We start from the raw sequence: 22,236 nt of genomic DNA on the forward strand, positions 1-22,236 counted from the left end.
AAAACGAAAGCGCAAGAAAAAAACGACGGAAAACCCGTGGGAAAAGCTGCTGAAGCGGATGGAAGAAAAGTTGAAAGAGCGGGAAAAGCGGCAAAAACAACCGTAAAGGACAGCACGCAGGCGATGAACGTCGCCCCGATCCCGTTGGACACAGAAAAGATCCATGAGCAACCTTTGCCCTTCACCTGGGCATGAAAATGCCCCATCAAGACGCGTGCATTTTCACGGAAACAGCGTGGGAAGAATCCCACGCTGTTCGCTTTTAAGCAGTCCTTTCGAAGACCGTTGAAAAACGACGGATTTGTTCGATTTGGGAGAAGCCGAAAGGGGTCACGCGACGGTGTTGCAAAGTTTTGAACTGAAGAAACGCTGTGAGGAAGCAACATTTCCTCTTTCATCACGATAATGCAAACAAACAAGGTTGAACATCCGCCTGCTCATATAGCCGTTCCTCATTGAGCACATACACCGTCACCGAACAAGTCACGTTTATGTCAAACCGAAGTCCTTCGCACAAGGCAAGAAACCGGCCAAATGCAAAAAAGGACCGGCCGCCAACCTTCCTCATCAAGAGAAGGTCTGTCGCACCGATCCTTTCGCTAAACGGAAGCATACATCCGATCGAGCTCTTGCGCTTCGTATTTCGCAAACGGGTCGATGAGCGAAATTTTTTGCGCTTCCGCATCGCCGACGCCGGCGTACAGCTCGGCGGTGCCGTCGCCTTTGCGGATGAGCCCGCCGCTGAAGACAACGTTCGCCAAATCCGGCCGTTTCGCCGGCCCGTCTAAAAAGTGGGAGCGAAGCGCAAGCAATTCCAGCTCCGAACGCTCCATCGTCTCGGGGTTCAACACGAACACCATCGGGTAGTAATGGCGGTTGCCTTGCTCGTCAAAGCAAGCGATATGGCCGAGCGCCCCAACAAGCCCGTTTGCAAGCAAATGCGCCTCGTTCACGCCGCCCCATTCTTCATCCGTAAATTGGGCATCCAAAATCGGCGCGGCCTCGATCACGTCCGGCGTCAACTCATCGAGCGAGAAAATGCGGGTGAAACCGATTTTCCCGCGGCCGCCTTTTTCCCCTTGCGGTCGGGTAAACACGCCGATCGAGTCATCTTTCAACTCGACGAGGCGAATGTCTTTCATCCCATCCGGCCCTTCGGCGAACTTTTCTAAGCGGCGAATGTTCGGTCCACGGTAAAAGACCGTCCGCCAGCTATGCTCGCCAACAAACACCGGATGCGGAAACGTCTCCACGCCGCCAAACACAAGCTGACCGTGAATGCGCGACACGAACGGGTCTTGCAAGGCGAACACCGGCGCCCCTTCACGAGGGACCCAAACGCCGTCGCGTTCGACGAAAAAGTACACTTCCGACTGCTCGCTGTCGCGCGCCTCGACGCGCCCAGCGATCACCCATTCTCCTTCATCCACAAACGGTGCGGAAATATTATAAACGTCTCGGTCCCCAACACCCGCAAAGCGGAGTTTTTCCGGCTCAAACGGCTGTGGGGCCGAACGAAATTCGTCTACTAACACTTGACATGTCTTTAATGTTGGCAATGAGAATAACATGATTCATCCCTCCGGATGGCGCCAAAAACGCCCACATTGGCATTTTTGGCTGTTTTTCCTGATCGCGGTTCGAACAGGAAACCCCACTCCCTTTCACACCGGCTTCGTCATTCGGACATCAACGATGATGCCACCTCCTGTCGGCCGGATGAGAAAGTCAATGAAACTCATTCATTCGTGTGTTCTTATTATAATATGATATGAGAAAGAAGGAAACACGTTATTCATTGCCAAAAAAGCAGGGCCAAGACGAAGTCAAGGCCCTTTTTCTCCCTTTATTGGCGCTGTTGGACAAAACGGATGAATGCTTGATCAATATCCACCACCACAAACTCCACGTCCTCGACCGGACCCAACACCTCGACAAACAACTGCGCCACGTTTTCTTTGTCAAGCCTTCCGACGCCTGTCCCTAGCGCTGGCAACGCCACCTTCTTGATTCCGTTCTCCCGACAGTGCGCGACGAGCCGCTCGAGACACGCCCGGACGGTGTCATACGACGTCGCCCCTGCAGGCTGCTTCATCGTCACTAAGTGAAGGACCCCGCGAAACGGCAGCGAGCCTGCTCCTGTCACGTACAAATCGCCGGGCTTAGGGTCTTGCGCTTGACAGACGCGGATCGCTTCCTCCTCGATCACACGTCCCCCCGCCCGACGGATCGCCGCCGCCACGCCGCCGCCCATCGGCCCGATGCCGTTGGCGGCATTGCAAATGTACTCGACTCCTTCCACTTTGGTCAGATCGCCGACCATGGCACGAATCATCCGAACCCCTCCTTAGCCATGTTTATTCCCCCGCTTCCTCCGCCTCCATAAACTCATCCAGAACACGGTTGATGGCAGACGATGCTTCATCGATGGCTTCCACTTGTATGAACTGCAATTCATCCTATTTCGCGCAGGAGACTCCCACTTCAACGACCAAAGGGAGTAAGTGGGAGAGGAATGCGCGTTCCCCCTTTCTTTTGTGTATGATAGAATAAAGGCGTGGAGAAAACCGTTCAATAAAGGCACTCCAATAACTGCTACTCGATGTATGGAGTTGGTTACAGGAAACGTTGTAACCGTAAAACATCGAGCGTAGGTCCGTCTGTTGTGTGTGGAAGCCAAGTACTGCCAACAGACACACCGAGAGAATCGGTAACGATGCAGGCATGACCTGCGTCGTTGGGTAGTCGTCAACCTGCCCCCTGATGCAACCCCAAGTCAAGGAAGGAGGACGAAGTCCGCTTGCACTTCTGGGGAGTGGCAAGCCCCCACTTCAAGCGTTAGCGAAGTGGGGGTAGTTGACCATCGATAATGCTTCGATAGCAGAATCTCCTTTTTGTCTCCATCCCTAAAAAACGACAAGCCGTCATGCAAAACATGGAAATGCGACCGACTGATGGTTGAATTAGCTGCTCTTCGATCCCTTCGCCTCGGCCACCACCCGCTCCAAAAACGAAAGCAAATCGGCGCGCAGCTCCTCGTTTTGCAAGGCAAACTCAATCGTCGTTTCGATAAAGCCGAGCTTCTCCCCGACATCGTACCGTTTTCCTTCAAACTCGTAGGCAAAGACGCGCTGAATTTCATTCAGCCGCCCGATCGCATCGGTGAGCTGAATCTCCCCGCCTGCGCCGACTTCCTGCTTCTCCAAAAACAAGAAAATTTCCGGCGTCAACACGTAGCGGCCGACGATCGCGAGGTTCGACGGCGCTGTGCCCGGAGCGGGTTTTTCAACAAAGCGGCGCACTTGGTAGCGCCGTCCCTTCTGCTCGAGCGGGTCGATGATCCCGTAACGGTGCGTCTCTTCCTCCGGCACGCGCTTGACGCCGATCACCGAGCTGAACGTTTGTTCGTATTGCTCAATGAGCTGTTTTAAACAAGGTTTTTCCGCTTGGACGATATCATCGCCCAACAACACCGCAAACGGCTCGTCTCCGATGAAATTGCGCGCGCACCAAACGGCATGCCCCAGCCCTTTTGGCTCTTTTTGGCGAATGTAGTGGATGTCCACTTTTGATGGCTCTTTTACTTTCTCAAGCAAGTCCAATTTTCCTTTTTGCTTCAGCAGCTGCTCGAGCTCAAACGCATAGTCAAAATGATCCTCAATCGCCCGCTTCCCTTTCCCGGTGACGATGATGATGTCCTCAATGCCTGATGCCATCGCCTCTTCAACAATATATTGAATCGTCGGCTTATCGACAATCGGAAGCATCTCCTTCGGCATGGCCTTTGTCGCCGGCAAAAACCGCGTCCCAAGGCCCGCTGCCGGAATGATCGCTTTGCGCACTTTTTTCATGATTCCGTCCCCCTCTTCTAGCCGATAATGACTCGTTCTTTCGGGTAATGGTAGCTATCTTTCACCGCTCGGCCGCGGACGAGCCATAAAAACGAAATGATGCCGACCCGGCCGATGAACATGACGATCACCAACACCAGCTTGCCAAACGGGCTGAGCTCAGAGGTAATGCCGAGCGACAGCCCGGTCGTCCCAAACGCTGAACATACTTCAAACAAAAGCATAACGACAGGAAGCGACGATTCCGAGACGGAAAGCGCAAGAACCGCCGCAAAACAAAGGAACAGCGCACCGATAAAGACAACAAACGATTTTAAAATATCTTCCTCATGAATTTCACGCCCGAACACTTTGACCGCTGAGCGCCCTTTCGCATAATGCCAAACCGTTAACAAAATCACCGCCAACGTCGTCGTCCGGATGCCCCCGCCAACGCTGCTCGGGGAAGCACCGATAAACATCATCGCGCTCAAAAGCAATAACGTCGGGTCGGAAAACTCGTTCATATCCATCGTCGCCAGCCCGCCGCTGCGCGATGACACCGACTGAAACAAGGCGTAAAAGAGCGACCGGTGCCACGGCTTTCCAGCGAAAAAATGGCTCCATTCAAGCGCATAAATCGCCACCGTGCCAAAGAAGACGAGGGCAAAAAACGTCACCGTCGTCAACTTCGTAAACAGCGAAAACCGGTAGCGCCCTCGGTCGCGCGCAAACAAAAACTCCTTCACCTCAATGAGCACAGGAAAGCCAATCGCGCCTAGAATGATCAGAATGATATGGATGACTTGCACGAAATAATCACCGGCGAACGGAATCAGCGACTGGCCGGTAATATCAAATCCAGCGTTCGTCGTGGCACTGACCGACGCAAACACCGCCTGCAAAAGCGCCTCCGGCCACGTCGGAAAATAACGCAAAAAATACACGCCCAAAATCAGCGCACCGACCGCTTCAATGGCCAGAATCAAGAAAAAGATGTCCCGCGTGAGCTTCACGAGCCCTGAGAGCGCAAGACGGTTTTGATCGGTCATGATCAGCTGCCGCTCACGAAACCCGATTTTTTTGCCAACTAACAGCCAAATGAACGTACTAAGCATCATTAACCCTACGCCGCCCACCTGCATCATCACAATCAACAAAACAATCCCAAACGTATTAAACGTCTCCGGAATCGACACAACCGTCAACCCGGTCACACTAATGGCGCTCGCCGCCGTAAACAGCGCATCAATCCAGTGAAGCTCCACTCCCGGCTGATGCACAATCGGCAGCCATAACAGCACCGTCGACACCGCGACGGCCGCCAAATAAAACAGAATGATCAACTGAATCGTCGACAACTTCAACCATAATGAACGTTTGATTGTCATGCCGTCACCACCATTGCCCCGACCAGCGCGCGGGCAGCTTCCGTACGCCGAGTTCACATCGTAATGGATTGTCCCGATCAATCGACGTTTTTTTCCATTATATCAAATCCCTTTGCCAAGAAAGAAACAAAAGGAAGAACTTTCGACAGAAAAGCGCCTAGGGAGCCACAAGCCAAAAAAAGAAACGCCCGACGCATCAGGCGTTTCCCGTTTACAAGTTCATTCCTTGACAAGCGAATCCAAAATCTCGCTAAGCTTCAGCTCGACGCACGCCATCGACGTATCCGCGGCGCCATAATACATTTTTACGATATCGCCATCGACAATCGCCCCGCATGAAAACACGACGCGGCCGAAAAAGCCGTTCACCTCATAATCCGCTTCCGGCTCGACAAGCGGCTGCTCCGAGCGGGCGAGAACTTTGGATGGGTCGTTCAAATCGAGCAGCACCGCCCCCATGCAATAGCGGTGGTCATCCGATGCGCCGTGGTACAACTCAAGCCAGCCGCGCTCCGTTTTGATCGGCACCGCTCCGCCGCCGATGCGGGCGCTGTCCCACTTCCCTTCGCGCAGACCGAACAAAAAGCGATGATTCCCCCAATGAAGCAGATTCTCTGACTCGGCAATCCACACCTCAGGGCGGCCGTTGCTTCTCGGCACCGGGCGATGAAGGGCGTAATACTTGCCGTTGATCTTCTCCGGAAAAATGAGCACATCTTTGTTTTCCGGCGCGAAAATCATGCCGTGGTGCGTCACCGTCTGAAAGTCTTTTGTCGACACCATCACCTCGCCGACTCCTTTTGGCGACACGGCGCTGAAATAAATGTAATACGTGCCGTCAATGCATGTAATGCGCGGGTCTTCAATACCGAATGTCTCGAGCTCATTCGATGGATAGACGAACGGGCGGTCGTCGATCACAAACCGCCGCCCGTCCCGACTGCGGGCGAGGCGCAAATACGAAAGCGACGTCAAATAGGCGAACCGCTCCGCCCCCGCCTCTTTAATAACGCGCGGGTCGGAAAAATCGTAGCGCGGATCGTCTTGGCGAAATTCGTAAACCTCGACCTTCCCCGTCTTTGGATTCCATACCGGCGCTTTCACGATATTCGGGTCATCCGACACGGGGCGCTCCGCCACCCGAAGCAGCAGCAACACCTCCCCTTGGAACATCGCCACCCCGGCGTTAAACGCCCCGATCACTTCAAACCCATCGTGATACGGCGGCACATCGTTCGGCGTAATGAGCGGGTTCTCTTCATAGCGGTAAAGGTGCATCGTCACCCCTGCCTTTCGTATTTCGTAAATGGATCCACGATCGTGAGTTTTTGCGCTTCTGCGTCACTTGTTCCAGCGTAAAAATCGGCCGTGCCGTCCCCGTTGCGAATCAGTCCGCCGCTAAACACGACATCCGCCAAATCCGGACGCTTCGCCGGGCCATCGAGGAAATGGGCTCTTGTGGCGATCAACTCCATGTCCGACGCTTCCCCCGTATCCGGATTGAACGCAAACACCATCGGATAATAGTGGCGGTTCCGCTCGTGATCGAAACAAGCAATATGGCCCAAGACGCCGACGAGCCCATTGTCAAGCAAATGCACCTCATTGGCGCCGCCCCATTCTTCATCCGAAAATTGGCCGTCAATGAGCGGAGCCTTCTCAATCGCCTCCACCGTCAACTCATCGAGCGCACCGATGCGGGTGAAGCCGATTTTTCCGCGTCCGCCTTTTGCCCCTTGCGGACGGGTGAAGACCCCAACCGACCCATCCCGCAGCTCGACAAGACGAATGTCTTTCATCCCGTCGGGACCGGTGAAAAAACGCGCCAATTCCTTGATCGTGTTTCCGCGGTACAACACCGTCCGCCAATACAACTTCCCGTGAAGCACAGGATGCGGAAACGTCTCCACCCCCCCAAACACAAGATGCCCGTGCACCCGCGAAACAAACGGATCCTGCAGCGCAAACACCGGCGCCCCTTCCCGCGGCACCCATGTCCCTTCACGCTCGACGAAAAAGTAGACTTCGGATTGCTCGCTGTCTCGTGCCTCCACCCGTCCGGCAATGACCCACTCGCCATCATCTTCAAACGGCGCGGAAATGTTGTACACATCCCGCTCACCGACACCGGCAAACACGAGCTTCTCCGCCCGAAGCGGCTGCGGTGCACGCTGAAATTCCTCAAGCAGTGTCTTGCAAGTCTTCATGGTCGGCGTCCTTGTCTGCATCACGTCTCTCCCTGCTCCCTCTTCCGATTATGATGTTTTTATTATTTTAATATGAATTGCATCCCTTCCTTAAAATTCTTGCTAAACAAAAGGAACAAAATCAAAATCGGCAGCGTGAGAAGCACTGAGGCGGCGTACATCGGCCCCGGATATCCGCCGTATGGTCCAAACATTTGCGCCAACAACACGTTTAAGGTCAACATCTTTTCGTTATTCACAACAAGCATATCCCAAAGCAGTTCCACCCATCGTTCCATAAAAAGGAACAAGAAAATGATCGTCGTAATCGAGCGCGACATCGGCCAGACAATGCGGCGAATAATAGTGAAATGGCCCGCTCCATCCATCTTTGCCGCTTCAATCAATTCATCGGGAATGCTGCGGAAAAAGTTTGTGTACATAAAAATGGCCCACAAGTTGACCGCTTTGGGCACGATCATCGCCCAATACGTGTTGTACCAGCCGAAATACCGGACGATTAGAAACAGCGGAATCAACAAAATGATCGACGGATAAAACATTTGAAACAAAATCGCGTTGTTGACCCATTGTCTCCCTTTAAACTTCACTTTCGACAATGCGTAGCCCACCATCACCGCCGTCACAAGCATAAGCACCGTTGACGCCGACGTGACGAGCAAACTGTTGAAAAACGCCCGAAGCCACGGCCGCGGCACGACATCTTCGCCGCCTTGAAACAGCCATTCATACGAGCGAAGCGTCAATGACGACGGGATCAGCTTTCGGTCGACCTCATTCCATGGGGCAAGAGAGCCTAACACCATATACAAATACGGAAACACCATGACGAACAAAACGGCAAACGCCAAAACATAAAGCAGTCCGACCTTCCATGTTTTACTCCCAGCCATGTTTGCCACCCCATTTTTCCAACACCTTGCGAAAGACGAAAATCGACGCAAAGGTGACGATCGAATTAATGATCGCGACCGCGGTTCCGTAACCCGCATTCAATTTTTCAAACGCTTGGTTGTAAATCTCGAGCTGCCACGTATGGGTCGCATACTCTGGCCCGCCGCCCGTCAACACATACGGTTCGGTGAAAATGCCAAACATCAAGCCGACCGCCAAAATCGTCACGGTATAAAACGAAGGGTACAGCATCGGAATCGTCACGTGCCAAACCCGCTTCCAGCCGACCGCCCCGTCCATTTCCGCCGCTTCATACACTTCTTTCGGGATGCTTTCCAAGCCGGACAAAAACAGCAGCGCATAATATCCGACAAACTTCCACGCCATCATGAGCGCAATGACGAGCGGGGCTAAGATGGGCGAGCCGAGCCAGTCAATACCGATGCGGTGCTGACCAACAATCGGTTCGGGGCGTATGTGGCCGTCCAGCATTTGTTGGAGCTCAACCATACTGACATCGCGTTTGTCGGCGACGTCAACTATTCGCCGAGCTATCAAGAGCGGTGTCAACTACCCCCACTTCGCTAACGCTTGAAGTGGGGGCTTGCAACTCCCCAGAAGTGCGAGCGGACTTCGTCCTCCTTCCTTGACTTGGGGTTGCATTAGGGGCAGGTTGACAACTGCCCAACGACGCAGGCCATGCCTGTGTCGTTCCTTCAACGATGTACTCTATTCCTTTTCGTTGAAGGTTCATAGCACCAATGCGGTCATCGTTTGAGGTGTATCCGCATGTTCGGCAACAAAAGGTGTGTGTACGCTTGTTTCGATTGGCTTTTTCCGTATGACCACACTTTGGACATGTCAAAGAGGTGTAATGCGGAGCAACCACCATCACTTTTGACCCATGCAAACGTGCCTTATACTCTAACATTTGACGGAACTGATAGAACGCCCACGATACGGTTTCATATCGGTCATGGATCCATACACGTTCTGTTTTTTCACGAATGCCTGTTAAATCTTCTAATACAAAAAGGGTACGTTCTCCATATTGACGAACGAGTGCCTTCGTGACAGCATGGTTCACATCCGTCATCCAACGGTTTTCTCGTTGTCCGATTGTTTTCAACTTCCGACGCGCAGAAGCCGTCCCTTTTTGCTGGAGGGTTTTTCGCATTCGTTTGTACTTGGCACGCATATGCTTGATTTTTCGTCCGTTAAAAAAGGTAGTTTTCCCTTGCGAATCATAAGCTGCTGCAAGAAAGTTAACCCCTACATCGACACCGACCACTTGGCGAATGTTGTGTTCATCTACGGTCGGAATTGTTTTAGTCATGGGAATGTGCAAAAAGAATTTGTTATGCTTATAGACGAGTTTGGCTGTGCCAAACGTCCATGAGCCATCAAAATATTGTTCCATGCCTTTTGGTTCGAATGGCACTTTGATTCGTCCTTCTAGCGTATTGACAGAAAATAACCCTTGAACAATGGAGTAATCTCGATTCCAAACGAGATCATATTCAGGCTTTTTAAAGCGAACCAATGTCCATTCATGACCATTGCTTTTTAGGGAACGGTATCTAGCGATAACCGTTTTAATCACAGATTGCGCCATTTGCGAACGCAAAGCGTAGTTTGATCGAAGTAGACGATAGGTCATGTCGTGTAACTTGGCTTGTGCAAGCACTTTTGTGTCAAAAATCACAACAGATACAGCGTTGCACGCTTGTCGATAAGCGGAAAGGGTGGCTTTCAATACTTCTGCTTGTTCCGCTGTTGGGTAAATTTTTATTTTGGCTGTTAACGTCATGTCCATTTGTCTCACCTCTCTTTCACTAAATATATTATACCCGTGGTGCTAGTTGAGCTTTAGCGCTCAACTAGCCCAAGTGTAACCAGGGAATAAGCTAACAATATACCGTCTAGTGCCACTTCAAATCCGATAATCGAATTGGCTCGGATCCCCGTGATGCGATAGTGGTCAACCAGAACCGAGAACACCGTCTCGATCACTTTGCGTTTTTGTTGGATCCACTGCTCCCATGTCTCAGACGCACGATGTTTCTGGTTTTTTCGAGACGGAGTCCAAAGCGCCATTTGGTATTCTTCGTACAGCCTTTTTTGCAAGTCACGGCTAATAAATCCTTTGTCCCCAAAGTTATACGGGTGGGGAATTTGGGTCATCACGCTTTCGGCTGCGATTCGATCGTGGCAAGATGCTTCCGTCACCACATACCCCATTGGCAGCCCTTGATCGGTCACTTGAAGGTGCAGCTTCAACCCGTAGTACCATTGCTTTTTGGAAGCGCAATACCCGATGTCGGCGATCTCTTGAAACCGTTTGACGCGATGCATTCTTGCCGTATGGCACAATGGGAGCGGCAAGCTGTCCACGACGGCATAGGCATGATGTTGGCCACGTTTTGCCAGCTCATGGCGGATCCATTTGATAGCGAAGCCAAGCGCCCGGCAGCGGCGGTTATACCGGGAACGTTCGAGAAACGAGCCGTTTGTGAACAAATTTCCCGTGACAAAACGATGCCACGCCCGTTCAGAAGTAAAACCGAGCAGCTTTCCTAAAAGATGAATGGCGATGATGACAGCGTCCTCTTGCTTGACCAAATGGCGATTTCGACGATGAAGATGCACCTGAATGCATGAAAGTTGAGCAGAAACAAAAACGAAAATGGCGGCAGTGTGAGTAAAATATTTGTGGGTGACATTCCGAAATGATCCCCGACGAGGGTTGCGAACTTTTGTTCGCGAATGCATGAAAGTTGAGCAGAAACAAAAACGAAAATGGCGGCAGTGTGAGTAAAATATTTGTGGGTGACATTCCGAAATGATCCCCGACGAGGGTTGCGAACTTTTGTTCGCGACGCTCGTCGGGGCCACCAAGCGAAGCGCGGTAGAAAAAAGCAAATGTCATGCAAAAAGGACTCTCTCCCTGCTATGATGGTGATTGTCAACATCAACCGAAAACAGGAGGGAGAGAGTCCATGAAACATCTTACCACAGAATGGCCTTTATTAAAAGAGCTGGAGGAACAATTAGTCAGAACTCTTCAAAAGGTGTTCGCTGTCTTGTTGGCGGCCCTTTTGGAGGAGATTGATCAACAACTGGCGGAAGCGCGGGACAAGCGCCGGTATCAGCTGAAAGACAAACGGCCGACTACGATCCAAACGCTGTTTGGAGAAGTGACGTTTCGACGGAACTACTACTATGACCGGCAAACGGGGAACTATACCTTCTTGCTGGATGCCGAATTAGGCTTTGATGGGGCCCGATCGATCAGTCCTTGCCTCGAGGAAACGGCGGTCGAGTTGGCCGTAGAGTGCTCTTCCTACCGCAAAGCGGCCCGTACGTTGGAGTCGATCGTGGGGTATGCGGTCATGAGCCACGAGGCGATTCGCCAACTGGTGCTGGAGGCCCCTGTCTCGCTGCACCGCCCTGTTTCCCAACGGCACGGCCGGGTGCTGTTTGTGGAGGCGGATGGACTGTTTATTTCCCGCCAGGGGAAAGGGAAACGGGCGAAAGAAGAGAAAATCCTGGCGGTTCACGAGGGATGGAAACGAAACGGTTCGCAGCTCGAGCTCGTGAACCGGCGCCACTACCTCCATGAAGGGGAGGGAGACGTGTGGGAACGGTTCGAAGAGTGGCTGATGAACGAATATGCCTATGATCCGTGCCGGGACCTGTTGATCATCAACGGCGACGCGGCGTCGTGGATCACGGCCTGCCGGGAGTATTTTGGGAAGCGGGCGTGCTTTCAGCTGGATCGATTTCATGTGGCGCGGGAGCTGCGTCAGTGTCTGTCCGGCCATCCGCGTTGGCGGGAGGTGCGGAAGAAGCTGGCGAAACAAGACGAAGAGGGGCTTCTCGTGGAGCTGAACAGCGCGGTCGGCACGTTGGAGGACGAAGCGAAAGAGAAGCAGATGGCTGCCATGATCCGCCGGATCGAGTCGATGCCGGGATGCATCCGGGACTATCGGGAGTGGCTGTCGGAGCAAGGGGTGGAGACGACCGGCATGCGTCCGATGGGCCACGCCGAGAGCGTGATGAGCCGGTTTGCGCATCGGGTGAAATCCCGCCGCAGCTGGAAAGACCAAGGGCTTCGGGCGTTTCTGAGGGCGATGGCGGCCCGAATCGACGGGATTTGGCGGAGAAATGGGCAGTTGGTGGAGGAAGAAGAGACCCGAACGGCGGCCTCGGCCTCAACAAAGTCCAAGCGGATCGAACAGGCCAAACGGAAGGCCGGACGGTTATGGGCAGATGTGGTGCGTCAGAATCTACCGTGTCTGCAGCGGTCATCCGGGACACCGATCCATCAAGCGTTGTCGGCGCTCCGGGATGGTGGTTGGGTGTAAAAAAATGGAATATCGTATCATCGCCTCAAGATGAGGGATGAGAGTCCGAAAGCGCTTACGATATTAATTCCTGAAAATGGTTCGCTAACTAGTGATTGACAACGCCCGTAGTGAACCGAAAAAATGTTCTCCACAAAGTCTTGACTGACTCATGGCGGCATATTGCTTTTGAATCTTGGCCCGATCTGTAGTAAAATGAAAGTGCTCTTGCATAGGGATCCTCCTTTTTAATGGTTGGTTGCACTTTCATTTTAAGGGGATCCTCATGCAAGGGCTATTTTTATGCTTGTTTGAGTTTATCTAGCACCACGGGTATATTATATAATATATTATATCATATATTATATCATATTTTTTTAGTGATACAAAAACAAAAAAAGCGATTCCTCCCCCACTTACTCCCTTTGGTCGTTGAAGTGGGGGTCTCCTCGCCAAAGACGATGAAGGGTACTTATTGGCGCTGAAAGACTATGGGGTGAAGCCGAACGAGGAGTGGATGTTCTGCCAGGCGCAAGAAGACGAAACGGTCATCGCAGGCTACATCCGCGAGCTGAAGCGGCAGCCGACCGCCTGGTTTTGCGTCAATGACGGGCTTGGCTTTTTCGTCAGCACCGGCCTGCAGCAGTACGGGCTAAAAGTGCCCGATGACGTTTCCGTCTGCAGCTTTGACAACGGACAGCTTTCGCAAATCGCGACGCCGAAAATCACGACCGTCGACATCGACCTGAAGCGCTACGGCAAACGAGCGGTGGAATTGTTGCGATGGCGGTGGGACAACCCGAACGAACCTTTTCAGGAAGTGCTATTGTCTACGAAACTGATCAAACGGGAATCCACAGCAGCAAAACCAACGCGCTAGGGCGGGGCTGGCCTTTTGCCCCGCCTGTTTGATTTCCATTCACTTGAAGCCGCTTTGTTTCATTTCCTCAATCTCCGTCACAGGCAATCCGGTCAGTTCGTGAATCGTCTGCGCATCAAACCCTTTCATCAACATCCGTTTCGCAATGTGCCGTTTTTCTTGTTCCGCTCCCTCTTTGCGCCCTTCCTCCCGTCCTTCCTTTCGGCCTTGAATTTTTCCCTTTTGCTCGTACGAAATGATCAATTCCAGCACGCGTTCTTTTTCTTTCGTCTCCATTTGTTCCACCTCACTTCGAAGCTGTTGTTCTTCTTCATCGGACAGCTTCACATACGTTTCAAAAAAGCCCATCAACAAACGCTGTCTTGCCTCGTCTAGCTCAAGACGCACCAACATGCGCAAAAATTGCTTTTTCAGTTCCACTCGTTCACTTTCAGTATACCCCATTTTGCTAAGCAGCGCAGCCGCCACCGGGTTGTCGGTGCGGATGAATTGGCGCCAGTTTTGCTTGCGCAACTCCACATGGAAAAAGCGAAAGTCAAGCACATCGCCAAACGGAAAGGAGAGCGTGAACGAAGAGGGTTCATCTCGGATGGCATCATAGCTGAAGACGGCAATCGGAATGATCGGAGTGCGGTATTTTTCAAACAAGCGGCTGAAGTAAAGAAACATTCTTTCTGGAAATGACGATTGAACGTACGCTTGGTTTTCTACGTGAACAATGATCAATCCGTCTTTTCCTTTGAACTTCGTCTCGACGAGCAGGTCAACGCGGTACTTCTCCCCAGCCGTTACGTCCGTAAACAGCTCTTCGGACAAAAACGACAAATGGTTGAAATCAATATGCTCGTGCATATCCGGAAAGAAGAGAAGCACAAATTCCTCAAAAAACGTCTGCAACAACTCCTTGAACAACCGGTCGTGATCGATCGCCATACATTCACCTCACACGAATACGTTTCGTATTCTCTTTTTCGACATCATCAAGCAAAATCCTGCCGATGGCACAAAAATGGCCATCCCTTTTCAGAAAAGAGACAGCCAAGACGCCAACCGCAATGTGAATCCCTTATTCCTGGAACTATAAATGTTCCGCCACTTGCACGCAAGGCCGAAAAGCAGGGGATGCCAAGGCGGCTACATCCCCGCCTTCCTTCCCCCAGCCGCCACTTTCGCCCGGCGGAAACGGGCGACCACATCATCCATCCCCCCGCTGCCGAACAACACGCCCACGACGATGAAGAGAAAACCAGCCAGCTGCATCCATGAAATCGGCTCACCAAGCAACCAGTGCGCCCCAAGCAACGAAAAGAGCGGATTGAGGTTGATGAACACCGCCGACTCAGCGGGACCAAGATGTTGAACAGCCTGGTTATAAAACATATGGCCAAGCGCCGTCGCCACGACAGCCGAAGCAAGGAAAATGAGCCAAAGCGGCAACGTACCCTCTTTCAAACTCGATAGGCCGCTCGGCTCGAGCACGAGGCTTAAGACAAACAGCCAAAGCGACCCGAAGACAAGCATCCACCCAGTCATCAACCGCGCCTCGACCGTCGCTTTTTTGATCATAATAAAGCTGATCCCTTGCGCCAAAACAGCCAAAAAGACGTACACATCCCCAATGGACAAATGGCCAAGGCCCCCGTCGCCGCTCGCCACAACAAACACGACGCCAAAAAACCCAAGCGCGATGCCAAGCAGCCGAAACAACGTCGGCCGCTGTCCCAAAAACACGATCGCCAACAGCGCCGTCACAAGCGGCACAAGCCCTAGCACAAGACCCGCATTCACCGCTGTCGTCCTCGCAATTCCCAACGCTAAAAAGAAGTGATGGGCCACGACGCTGAACAAGGCGGCCACGCCAATCTGTTTCGCCTCCTTCCAACTGACTCGTTCCAGCTTGCCGATCCCCCATAAAAACAAAAGCACGACCAACCCGGCCGTTAGAATGCGCAGCGCCGTCAACGCGACGGGCGAAAAATGCTCCACCAAAACTTTCAACGCCGTCACATTCAGCCCCCAGGCGACCATGATCCCGACAAGCAACACATAAATGAATGATCTCTTCATCCCTCTCTCCCTCTCCTGCACGTTCGGTTTTTCTCAACATGGAAAAGGAAAAACGGAGCCGATGGACGCTCCGCTTTCCCACCCGTTTCCACATAGAACGAATGAATTCAATTCCGCTGCAATGGCTTCTGCCCTCTATTTTACTACACCACAGCGGATTTTTTGACTCAAAAGCACCGTCATCTCAAGCCCGCGGCATGTTCTTCCTTTCTCCGCCCATATCGGCCGTCCATCGTGCATATGGTATAACAGAGAGGAGAGAAGACCCCATGTTCCCACGCTACCGCCAAAAAACGATCCGAGCCAGGACGGGGGTGGCGGTTCTCACCGCCGCCGCCGTGTTGGTGGCGATTTTGACCCTGTTTCTTTCGAACGAACAAAATGAGGCGAAGGAAATCGTGGACACGTTTTACCGCTATGAACAGGCAGGGGATTTTGGCAGCTCTTGGGAGCTGTTTCACCCGCTCATGAAAAAGAAATTCCCAAAAGACATCTACATCCAGCGCCGCGCCCACGTCTTTATGCAAGACTTCGGCGTCGAGACGTTCGAGTACCGCCTGGACGAGATGGAACACTTGTCTTCTTGGTCGATGTCAAGCGAACACAAACCGTTCCAAGACGTCTACCGTATCCGTGTCATCCAGACATTCCATAGCGCTTTTGGCGTGTTTGAACTCCATCAAGACGTGTTTGTCGCAAAGAAGAATGGGAAATGGGGCATCTTATTTCCTTACGATTCGTCATGAGCTGTTCCCTTGCTACGATCACGAAGGGAAGCCCATTCGTTATGACCCAACCCTTCGTATATACGAGCGATACGCATCGCCGACCGGCGATCGTTATCGCTCTCGGTTCTTCCATGATCTCCATCGTCTGATCCCGATGTGGAAGATCCATCACTGACACCCGTTTTCCCGCTCTTCTTGCGTAAAACAGGAGCGCCATCGATGACCCGAAAAGGGAAAAATCCCGTTTTCACCAGCATTCTAGCGAAGGGAACGGTTCACCCACTCGTTTGGCAACCTTTCTAGGATGTTCTCATACATTAATGTATCATGCACCCGAACGGGTGTCTCCGTCGAGCGAAAAAAAGGAGTGATAGGGAATGTACAAACATATCGTCAAACGCGGGGAAACGATCGCCTCCATCGCCAGAGACTACCGCACGTCCGTCGCGGCGCTGCTTCGCGCCAACGGCCTCACCGCCTCGTCCATCATCTTCCCGGGTCAAGAGATCATCATCCCCCACCTCCCGGCCAAAGGCTCGATTCCGTATACGATCCATGTATCGATCAGCCGCCGGCAACTCGTCTTAAAGTATCGAGGACGAACGATCCGCACGTATCCGATCGGCGTCGGCAAAATGGTCACCACCACCCCCGTCGGCGACTTTGTCATCGTCAACCGCCAGCCAAACCCAGGCGGTCCGTTCGGCGCGATGTGGCTCAGTTTATCCAAAATCCATTACGGCATCCACGGCACGAACGACCCAGCCTCGATCGGCAAATACGTCTCGAGAGGATGCATCCGCATGCACAACAAAGACGTGCTCGAACTCGCCTCCATCGTCCCGAACGGAACAGAAGTGTTCATCCGGCCGTGAGGGCAACCGAAAGCACCTGACCGTCCATCGTTTCGCCCACGCGGGAAGTCCTCTTTGAATGAATGGGCAGATGAAATACGATATTGCTAAAGTCATCATAGGTGATGAACCCGCTTACGATGAAGATACCATGTTAATCGAATGGGATGATCATTCCCCTCATTTGGAAGAGGGTCTCGATGCTCGCTCTATTAGAAACATCGAAACAGTAGCGATCACGAACAACGCCGACAGCACACTGGCCAAGCTTGTGCGAAAACATATCAGCGCCTACGTGCAACGCATCCAGTTTGCGGGTTATGACCTATCTGCCCGTTCGACCCTCGTTGTTCTCATTGACATTTTAGTCGAATTTTTCATGAAAAAACGATAAGGCATAACCATCGGCATCCAAACTGTGCTCACTTCAGTCGTTGCAGAGTGTCTGCCACGACTAATCACCGCCTTTCAACCGTAAATGGGGACTCTGAAAGGATGAGACACCACCGTTTCTCACCACCTGACGTTCTCAAAAGCCATAGAAAAAAGGTGACCGTCTCTAGCGGGCGTAAGACGTCATAAAGTGGGAAGGTTTCTCCATACGAGAAGACGGTCGTCGAGCATGCCCTTGAGTGACATCCCCCGCCTTGGTCGAGTCGAGGAAAACGGAAACCACTTCTCCATGTGAGAGGTGAATTCGCTTAGTCTGTTTTCCATTCCATCACAGTCCGGTTCATGCACGCAAAGGAGCATATAAATGGGCCCTTGTCATTCGACAAGGGCCATTGTCATGCTCATGGTCATTTGGTGGCTGCATGGATGCCAAAGAAAACGACTCATTCATTTCATTGGGGGGCATGGTTGATCGTATGTCTCATTGAATCAGAAGGCAAAAACGAAATCATTTCATCGCGAGAAAAGGAATGTGTGATCCATCTGCTAGCTAGGACAGAATCTCAAACGATTTTCACGCTTTTTCCCAAATCGCCTGCCAAACCGCAATCCCCCGCCATTCATCATTTCAAATGACCAGGCACTGATTTCGTCAGCCGCCCAAAATAGGACAACGCAACAAGCGATGCGGCAGGACGCAAAACGCGCATATTCTCACCTCCCTTTCCCTTCATCTCGTACGAATGACTGTGCATCAATCAGCCGGAGCACTTCTTTGATTTTTCGCTTTTCATGCGGGCAAGGGTGCTCCCCTGTTCGCAGGCGGGACAACGGACAGTGGTTCCCTTCACACCGAGCGCCAACAGCGGTTCGCCGCCAAACCAGCTGACCGTCAAATGGGTGAGACGCGGAATCGTCTTCGTCAAAAAACGTTTCAACCCGTCAATGACCTCACGTTTCATCTGTCCGCGCAAAAACTCTTGATAACAATAGACACAACGGAAATTACACGCCTCCGTCGGCAAGATCACGAGAGGCATCACATCCGTCCGGTGCAACGATTGATGCAAAAACTGCGCCCGTCGCTTCTCATCGACGTTCTCAGCGACAAGAAACCCGCACTCCACCAGCGTTTGTTCCACCGGTGACAGTTCGCGGTCAATCCCGGTTCTCTTGAGCGCGTCAAGCGCAGCGGCCTTCTTGTCTTCCGCCACCGCGCCAATCGCCCCGATATACCTATTGTAGAGAATCCGTTCACCATGCTTTGTTTGCGCCATCGCGTTAAATCGGGACGGAATCCGCTTCATGTCTCCAACACCTTTTTGTTTACCATCCTATCAATCCGTGCCGTTTTCCGCTGTTAAATCGGTCACATTGGCGCTCCTAGACAACCTCATTCATCAAGCTGCGGCACAGGCTAGACCGGCCATCGCCAAAGCGGCAAAGGCAATGGACAAATAGGCAACACTAAAGAGCCGCACAGTCAGCCGCCCTAGGAGCTATGATCTTCTCGTATTTTAACGATAGCCTATTCTGGGTCATTAACCGTATGCTTGGAATAAAAGAAGTGAAAGAACAAATTTTAACATGGTCAATCCCAACAACTCTTGCATGGGCTGCATCCTTAATCACGCTACTAATCGTTAATGCATTTTTTGGATAATATATAAATAGTCTCTTGCTTTGTTTCTCTAAAAATTCATCCTAAAATCACCTGCAAAATCATGGCCTTTTCCCATTACTTATTAGGGAAAAGGCCGATTGGTTTGCATTTAGGAACAGATAATGAACTCCCCTTTTCAAGAAAATCTTGTAATTGAATATCGGTCAATCGGAATAGATGTTTCTCCGTCTACAATTAACTCGGTCATGATCGTCCCTATTAAAGGGGAAAGTGTTATACCACTATGTGTAGCCGCTACGTAAAGATTCTCAACATCCGGAACTCTTCCAATAATTGGTAAACCATCCTTCGGCATAGCGCGAATTCCTGAAAAAGTACGCACAATTTTCGCTTTTCTCAACGAAGGAACGTAATGGACAGCCATATTGGCAGTTTCTTGAATAACGTCAAGTGTAGTGGATCGGTCAAAACCCGCCTGCTCCATAGAATAACCTATCAATACTTCACCATTATTGGTTTGCCTTAATCCACTTATCGTATAGTTTAAAAAAGGCTTTAATGGTTCTGAAACAAGAATTTGTCCTCTCACTTGATTAACAGGTATATCGACACCTACCATTCTCCCCAGTTCCCGTGACCAAGGGCCACCTGCGAGAATAAGGTTTTTTGTAGCATACGTTGTTTTTTCAGAAATAACAACGAACTGACCGTTCTGTTTTTGAATGTCTATTACTCGATTATAAGTGGAATAGTGAACACCATTTTTTTTAGCCGCCCTCATATACATGTCAATTAACCGGAATGGATTAACGTTCCCGTCAATTCGACTAAAGGTTGCCCCCACAACTTTAGGATTAATAAAAGGTTCCTTTTCTAATACCTCTTCCCGTGATAAAACTTTAATTTTTATTCCAATTTTTTCATAAGAATCAGCAAGCCGCTTAGCCTTTTCCAAATCTCTCACAGTGAAAAAAGGAGATAATCCTCCTGTTCGTCTATACTCAACATCCCCAATTTTTTTTGATAGATATGAATAAAGCTCTGCACTATACATACTAAATTCTGCATACCAAGCAGGAGTTTTATTATGCACCCATACCCAGGCTTGTGTAGCTCCTGAAGTCCCTGACATTGGGAACTTCTTATCAATTACTAATATTCCCCCTTTATACCGCTCCGAGAGATGATAAGCAATACTATTACCAATAACCCCGCCACCAATAATTATCGTTTCGTAGTTCGTTTCCATTTATTCTATCTCCTCTCCTCTAACTCCAACTCATCCAAAACGGATTTTACTGCATAAAACGAAGTGCTATTAGTGGCTAACGTTTCAAGCTTTATAGGAGACAACGGCATTCTCAATCGGGGTAAAGGAATATCTTGAAATGGGAGACCTGTTAACTCATGAATAACTTTGTTAACTAAATGCATGCAAATCTTTGTTTGACAAGGACCCATTCCGCAACGCGTCAACCTTTTAATATCGTCAAATGTCCTTGCACCATGAGAAATTACCTCTTCAATTTCCTCGTACGTGATTTCTTCACATCGACAAATAATTGTTGACTTTTCCAAATGAACCACCAACCTTTTCCAAAAAAATCACAGAATAAACTGATTTTTTAGCAGAGGATACTTAAAACTTTTAATATGATTGATTCTAGCCTGCCATACATCAGGATAGAGAGACGACTCTATATTTTCCAACTCTCTCCACAGAGAAATTCTTATTTTTTCAGCTTCCCTATTGTCTATAATCCTCAATGACTCGCAAACACTAACACCTGCTATCATCCCTGTTACAATCACCGCTCCTTGAGAACTAACCCCCGCCGCGTTTCCGGCTAAAAAAACATCCTCACGATCCGTTTGGAAAAACTCATTATATTGTGGAACCCATCCCCCAAGTTCACCCTGATACCCAAAAGAACACCCCAACTGATAAAAGGCATCTAAGATAGGACTTCTTCCCCCATCTACACACACTAAATCAACCTTTTCTGTAATCCTCTTATTCGGCAGTTGAATGTCGATCTCACTAACTTCATCTTTCCCTCTTGCTTCCACTATAGAGGAGTTTAAGTAGAAAGAAATCCCGCTTTCCTTTACTCGCTTTACCTTTTCCTTGTCCCTTGCTAAAACATCCGATTGGGCCTCGATAATAGCCTTAACATTAACACCGACGTCTAAAAGCTGCAAAGCAACGTCCATTGCAAAATCACTAGAACCAACTATTACACTATTCTTGCCGGGAATTACAAAATCTCGGTTGATTAGTGTTTGGGCTGCGCCAATCGTTATAATCCCAGGAAGCGTCCACTTTGGAAAAAGGATCGCATTTTCGGCCGCTCCCGTGGCAATAACTAGTTTTTTAAACTTGATAGGAAAAACGTCTACTTCATTGGTGATGCCAACACTTCCATCTCGGTATAAACCGATCAACCGATGTTTGAGCAAATACCTAACAGAGAAGTCTTCCAATTGGTTCGTTAACAGCTTTGCCAACTCAAATCCACGCATAGGTTGGAAAATAGAGGGCAATGCTCTGATAATTTGAGTTTGTTGGCACAGTTGCCCCCCTTTGACAGTCGATTCATCTACAATAGTCACATCTAATCCCCTAGAGGCAGTCTCAAATGCAGCTGCAAGCCCAGCTGGTCCAGCTCCAATAACAAGCACTTCAGTTTCCAACTCAATCCCCCCTTATCTCCGGATCTTCTAGATTTGGATATACCCTCATTCCCTCTTCAACTTTTATCATGCAAGTACGCACATGATCTTCCCCGTTAACAGTCATATAGCAACTGCAGCATCTCCCTCGCGCACAAAACATCCCCCTTGGCTGAACTAATTTCCGACTCAGCCCGAACATTCTAATACCGTTTGCTATCAGAGCGGCTGCAACGGTTTGTTGTTTATAAGCCGTATAAGGCTGATCATTAAAATAAAATGTCACAGGCTCCTGAAGACAGCTGCCCAATATAGGATGATTTTTAATATGCATGAAAACAACTCCTTA

The 22,236-nt window shown here is 50.5% G+C and carries 19 protein-coding genes and 5 pseudogenes; 7 read left to right on the forward strand and 17 right to left on the reverse strand.

The annotated features are described in order from the left end of the window. Positions 1 to 599 precede the first annotated feature (599 nt). From GHH_RS16455 to GHH_RS16490, 8 genes and pseudogenes are all read right to left on the reverse strand, one after another. Positions 600 to 1,571, reverse strand: a complete 972-nt coding sequence (locus tag GHH_RS16455; protein WP_015375960.1) for a DUF1861 family protein — start codon at positions 1,569 to 1,571, stop codon at positions 600 to 602. A gap of 275 nt (positions 1,572 to 1,846) precedes the next feature. After that, the gene (locus tag GHH_RS16460; RefSeq protein ID WP_015375961.1) at positions 1,847 to 2,335 is read right to left on the reverse strand and encodes a macro domain-containing protein; all 489 of its coding nucleotides are present in this window, start codon (positions 2,333 to 2,335) and stop codon (positions 1,847 to 1,849) included. Positions 2,336 to 2,963: 628 nt separating this feature from the next. Then, positions 2,964 to 3,851, reverse strand: coding sequence for a UTP--glucose-1-phosphate uridylyltransferase GalU (galU, locus tag GHH_RS16465; RefSeq protein WP_015375962.1), 888 nt, complete (start codon positions 3,849 to 3,851; stop codon positions 2,964 to 2,966). A 17-nt stretch (positions 3,852 to 3,868) separates the two neighbouring features. Then, complete coding sequence (locus GHH_RS16470; RefSeq protein ID WP_015375963.1) at positions 3,869 to 5,221, reverse strand: TrkH family potassium uptake protein; 1,353 nt, start codon at positions 5,219 to 5,221, stop codon at positions 3,869 to 3,871. Between the two features lie 219 nt (positions 5,222 to 5,440). Continuing rightward, on the reverse strand, positions 5,441 to 6,499 hold the full coding sequence (locus GHH_RS16475) for a glycoside hydrolase family 130 protein (RefSeq protein WP_015375964.1): 1,059 nt from the start codon (positions 6,497 to 6,499) through the stop codon (positions 5,441 to 5,443). Positions 6,500 to 6,501: 2 nt separating this feature from the next. Next, positions 6,502 to 7,449 carry a DUF1861 family protein gene (locus GHH_RS16480; RefSeq protein ID WP_015375965.1) on the reverse strand — a complete coding sequence of 316 codons (948 nt, stop codon included), beginning with the start codon at positions 7,447 to 7,449 and terminating at the stop codon, positions 6,502 to 6,504. 41 nt (positions 7,450 to 7,490) lie between these two features. Then, the gene (locus tag GHH_RS16485; RefSeq protein ID WP_015375966.1) at positions 7,491 to 8,321 is read right to left on the reverse strand and encodes a carbohydrate ABC transporter permease; all 831 of its coding nucleotides are present in this window, start codon (positions 8,319 to 8,321) and stop codon (positions 7,491 to 7,493) included. Next, positions 8,308 to 8,766: pseudogene (locus GHH_RS16490) on the reverse strand (carbohydrate ABC transporter permease); the annotation flags it as partial. The gene GHH_RS16485 and the pseudogene GHH_RS16490, both read right to left, overlap by 14 nt. Between GHH_RS16490 and GHH_RS19580 the strand changes: the two are divergent. Continuing rightward, a pseudogene (locus GHH_RS19580) lies at positions 8,755 to 8,886 on the forward strand (LacI family transcriptional regulator); the annotation flags it as partial. The pseudogenes GHH_RS16490 and GHH_RS19580 sit on opposite strands and share 12 nt — an antisense overlap. Here GHH_RS19580 and GHH_RS16495 read toward each other — a convergent pair. Together GHH_RS16495 and GHH_RS16500 are read right to left on the reverse strand one after the other, a co-directional pair. Beyond that, the gene (locus GHH_RS16495) at positions 8,858 to 10,138 is read right to left on the reverse strand and encodes an RNA-guided endonuclease TnpB family protein (protein ID WP_015375968.1); all 1,281 of its coding nucleotides are present in this window, start codon (positions 10,136 to 10,138) and stop codon (positions 8,858 to 8,860) included. The pseudogene GHH_RS19580 and the gene GHH_RS16495 overlap by 29 nt on opposite strands. Before the next feature lie 53 nt (positions 10,139 to 10,191). Beyond that, positions 10,192 to 11,010: an IS982 family transposase gene (locus GHH_RS16500; RefSeq protein ID WP_051049851.1), complete on the reverse strand. Its 819-nt coding sequence runs from the start codon at positions 11,008 to 11,010 to the stop codon at positions 10,192 to 10,194. A gap of 311 nt (positions 11,011 to 11,321) precedes the next feature. Between GHH_RS16500 and GHH_RS16505 the strand changes: the two genes are divergently transcribed. After that, positions 11,322 to 12,689: an ISLre2-like element ISGsp3 family transposase gene (locus GHH_RS16505; protein ID WP_015374689.1), complete on the forward strand. Its 1,368-nt coding sequence runs from the start codon at positions 11,322 to 11,324 to the stop codon at positions 12,687 to 12,689. A 442-nt stretch (positions 12,690 to 13,131) separates the two neighbouring features. Further along, positions 13,132 to 13,548 (forward strand): annotated as a pseudogene (locus GHH_RS16510) (substrate-binding domain-containing protein); the annotation flags it as partial. Positions 13,549 to 13,587: 39 nt separating this feature from the next. Here the strand turns inward: GHH_RS16510 and GHH_RS16515 are convergent. Together GHH_RS16515 and GHH_RS16520 are read right to left on the reverse strand one after the other, a co-directional pair. Then, on the reverse strand, positions 13,588 to 14,481 hold the full coding sequence (locus GHH_RS16515; protein ID WP_013524772.1) for an Rpn family recombination-promoting nuclease/putative transposase: 894 nt from the start codon (positions 14,479 to 14,481) through the stop codon (positions 13,588 to 13,590). A 201-nt stretch (positions 14,482 to 14,682) separates the two neighbouring features. Next, positions 14,683 to 15,615: a DMT family transporter gene (locus GHH_RS16520; RefSeq protein WP_015375972.1), complete on the reverse strand. Its 933-nt coding sequence runs from the start codon at positions 15,613 to 15,615 to the stop codon at positions 14,683 to 14,685. Positions 15,616 to 15,884: 269 nt separating this feature from the next. Between GHH_RS16520 and GHH_RS16525 the strand changes: the two genes are divergently transcribed. The 3 genes from GHH_RS16525 (at position 15,885) to GHH_RS19585 (ending at position 17,591) form a co-directional block, all read left to right on the forward strand. Next, the gene (locus GHH_RS16525) at positions 15,885 to 16,361 is read left to right on the forward strand and encodes a hypothetical protein (RefSeq protein ID WP_015375973.1); all 477 of its coding nucleotides are present in this window, start codon (positions 15,885 to 15,887) and stop codon (positions 16,359 to 16,361) included. A 359-nt stretch (positions 16,362 to 16,720) separates the two neighbouring features. Further along, a complete protein-coding gene (locus GHH_RS16530; RefSeq protein WP_015375974.1) occupies positions 16,721 to 17,218 on the forward strand; it encodes a L,D-transpeptidase family protein in 498 nt (165 codons plus the stop codon). A gap of 58 nt (positions 17,219 to 17,276) precedes the next feature. Further along, positions 17,277 to 17,591 (forward strand): putative regulator, encoded by a 315-nt coding sequence (locus GHH_RS19585; protein WP_015375975.1) that lies wholly within the window; start codon positions 17,277 to 17,279, stop codon positions 17,589 to 17,591. An 847-nt stretch (positions 17,592 to 18,438) separates the two neighbouring features. On the opposite strand, the pseudogene GHH_RS16540 reads toward GHH_RS19585, so the two are convergent. Continuing rightward, a pseudogene (locus GHH_RS16540) lies at positions 18,439 to 18,897 on the reverse strand (radical SAM/SPASM domain-containing protein); the annotation flags it as partial. A 167-nt stretch (positions 18,898 to 19,064) separates the two neighbouring features. Between GHH_RS16540 and GHH_RS18610 the strand changes: the two are divergent. Beyond that, positions 19,065 to 19,253: pseudogene (locus tag GHH_RS18610) on the forward strand (GntP family permease); the annotation flags it as partial. Between the two features lie 136 nt (positions 19,254 to 19,389). Here GHH_RS18610 and GHH_RS16545 read toward each other — a convergent pair. From GHH_RS16545 to GHH_RS16555, 4 genes are read right to left on the reverse strand one after another with little or no spacing between them, the layout of a single operon-like run. Beyond that, positions 19,390 to 20,463, reverse strand: a complete 1,074-nt coding sequence (locus GHH_RS16545) for an FAD-binding oxidoreductase (RefSeq protein ID WP_015375977.1) — start codon at positions 20,461 to 20,463, stop codon at positions 19,390 to 19,392. 5 nt (positions 20,464 to 20,468) lie between these two features. Continuing rightward, positions 20,469 to 20,801 carry a (2Fe-2S)-binding protein gene (locus tag GHH_RS18615; protein WP_223812943.1) on the reverse strand — a complete coding sequence of 111 codons (333 nt, stop codon included), beginning with the start codon at positions 20,799 to 20,801 and terminating at the stop codon, positions 20,469 to 20,471. 18 nt (positions 20,802 to 20,819) lie between these two features. Next, complete coding sequence (locus GHH_RS16550; protein WP_015375978.1) at positions 20,820 to 21,908, reverse strand: NAD(P)/FAD-dependent oxidoreductase; 1,089 nt, start codon at positions 21,906 to 21,908, stop codon at positions 20,820 to 20,822. 1 nt (position 21,909) lies between these two features. Beyond that, positions 21,910 to 22,221, reverse strand: a complete 312-nt coding sequence (locus GHH_RS16555; RefSeq protein WP_015375979.1) for a (2Fe-2S)-binding protein — start codon at positions 22,219 to 22,221, stop codon at positions 21,910 to 21,912. Between the last annotated feature and the right edge of the window lie 15 nt (positions 22,222 to 22,236).

This window comes from Geobacillus sp. GHH01 (assembly GCF_000336445.1).
GTDB classification, from domain to species: Bacteria; Bacillota; Bacilli; order Bacillales; family Anoxybacillaceae; genus Geobacillus; species Geobacillus zalihae.

Bases quoted from the DNA above. Each gene is read 5' to 3' on its own strand.
- GHH_RS16480 (WP_015375965.1), bottom strand. From the start codon at position 7,449: ATGCAGACAAGGACGCCGACCATGAAGACTTGCAAGACACTGCTTGAG.
- GHH_RS16475 (WP_015375964.1), bottom strand. From the start codon at position 6,499: ATGCACCTTTACCGCTATGAAGAGAACCCGCTCATTACGCCGAACGAT.
- GHH_RS16485 (WP_015375966.1), bottom strand. From the start codon at position 8,321: ATGGCTGGGAGTAAAACATGGAAGGTCGGACTGCTTTATGTTTTGGCG.
- GHH_RS16515 (WP_013524772.1), bottom strand. From the start codon at position 14,481: ATGGCGATCGATCACGACCGGTTGTTCAAGGAGTTGTTGCAGACGTTT.
- GHH_RS16495 (WP_015375968.1), bottom strand. From the start codon at position 10,138: ATGGACATGACGTTAACAGCCAAAATAAAAATTTACCCAACAGCGGAA.
- GHH_RS16520 (WP_015375972.1), bottom strand. From the start codon at position 15,615: ATGAAGAGATCATTCATTTATGTGTTGCTTGTCGGGATCATGGTCGCC.
- GHH_RS16545 (WP_015375977.1), bottom strand. From the start codon at position 20,463: ATGGAAACGAACTACGAAACGATAATTATTGGTGGCGGGGTTATTGGT.
- GHH_RS19585 (WP_015375975.1), top strand. From the start codon at position 17,277: ATGAATGGGCAGATGAAATACGATATTGCTAAAGTCATCATAGGTGAT.
- GHH_RS16555 (WP_015375979.1), bottom strand. From the start codon at position 22,221: ATGCATATTAAAAATCATCCTATATTGGGCAGCTGTCTTCAGGAGCCT.
- GHH_RS16470 (WP_015375963.1), bottom strand. From the start codon at position 5,221: ATGACAATCAAACGTTCATTATGGTTGAAGTTGTCGACGATTCAGTTG.
- GHH_RS16505 (WP_015374689.1), top strand. From the start codon at position 11,322: ATGAAACATCTTACCACAGAATGGCCTTTATTAAAAGAGCTGGAGGAA.
- GHH_RS16530 (WP_015375974.1), top strand. From the start codon at position 16,721: ATGTACAAACATATCGTCAAACGCGGGGAAACGATCGCCTCCATCGCC.
- GHH_RS16455 (WP_015375960.1), bottom strand. From the start codon at position 1,571: ATGTTATTCTCATTGCCAACATTAAAGACATGTCAAGTGTTAGTAGAC.
- GHH_RS16525 (WP_015375973.1), top strand. From the start codon at position 15,885: ATGTTCCCACGCTACCGCCAAAAAACGATCCGAGCCAGGACGGGGGTG.
- GHH_RS16460 (WP_015375961.1), bottom strand. From the start codon at position 2,335: ATGATTCGTGCCATGGTCGGCGATCTGACCAAAGTGGAAGGAGTCGAG.
- galU (WP_015375962.1), bottom strand. From the start codon at position 3,851: ATGAAAAAAGTGCGCAAAGCGATCATTCCGGCAGCGGGCCTTGGGACG.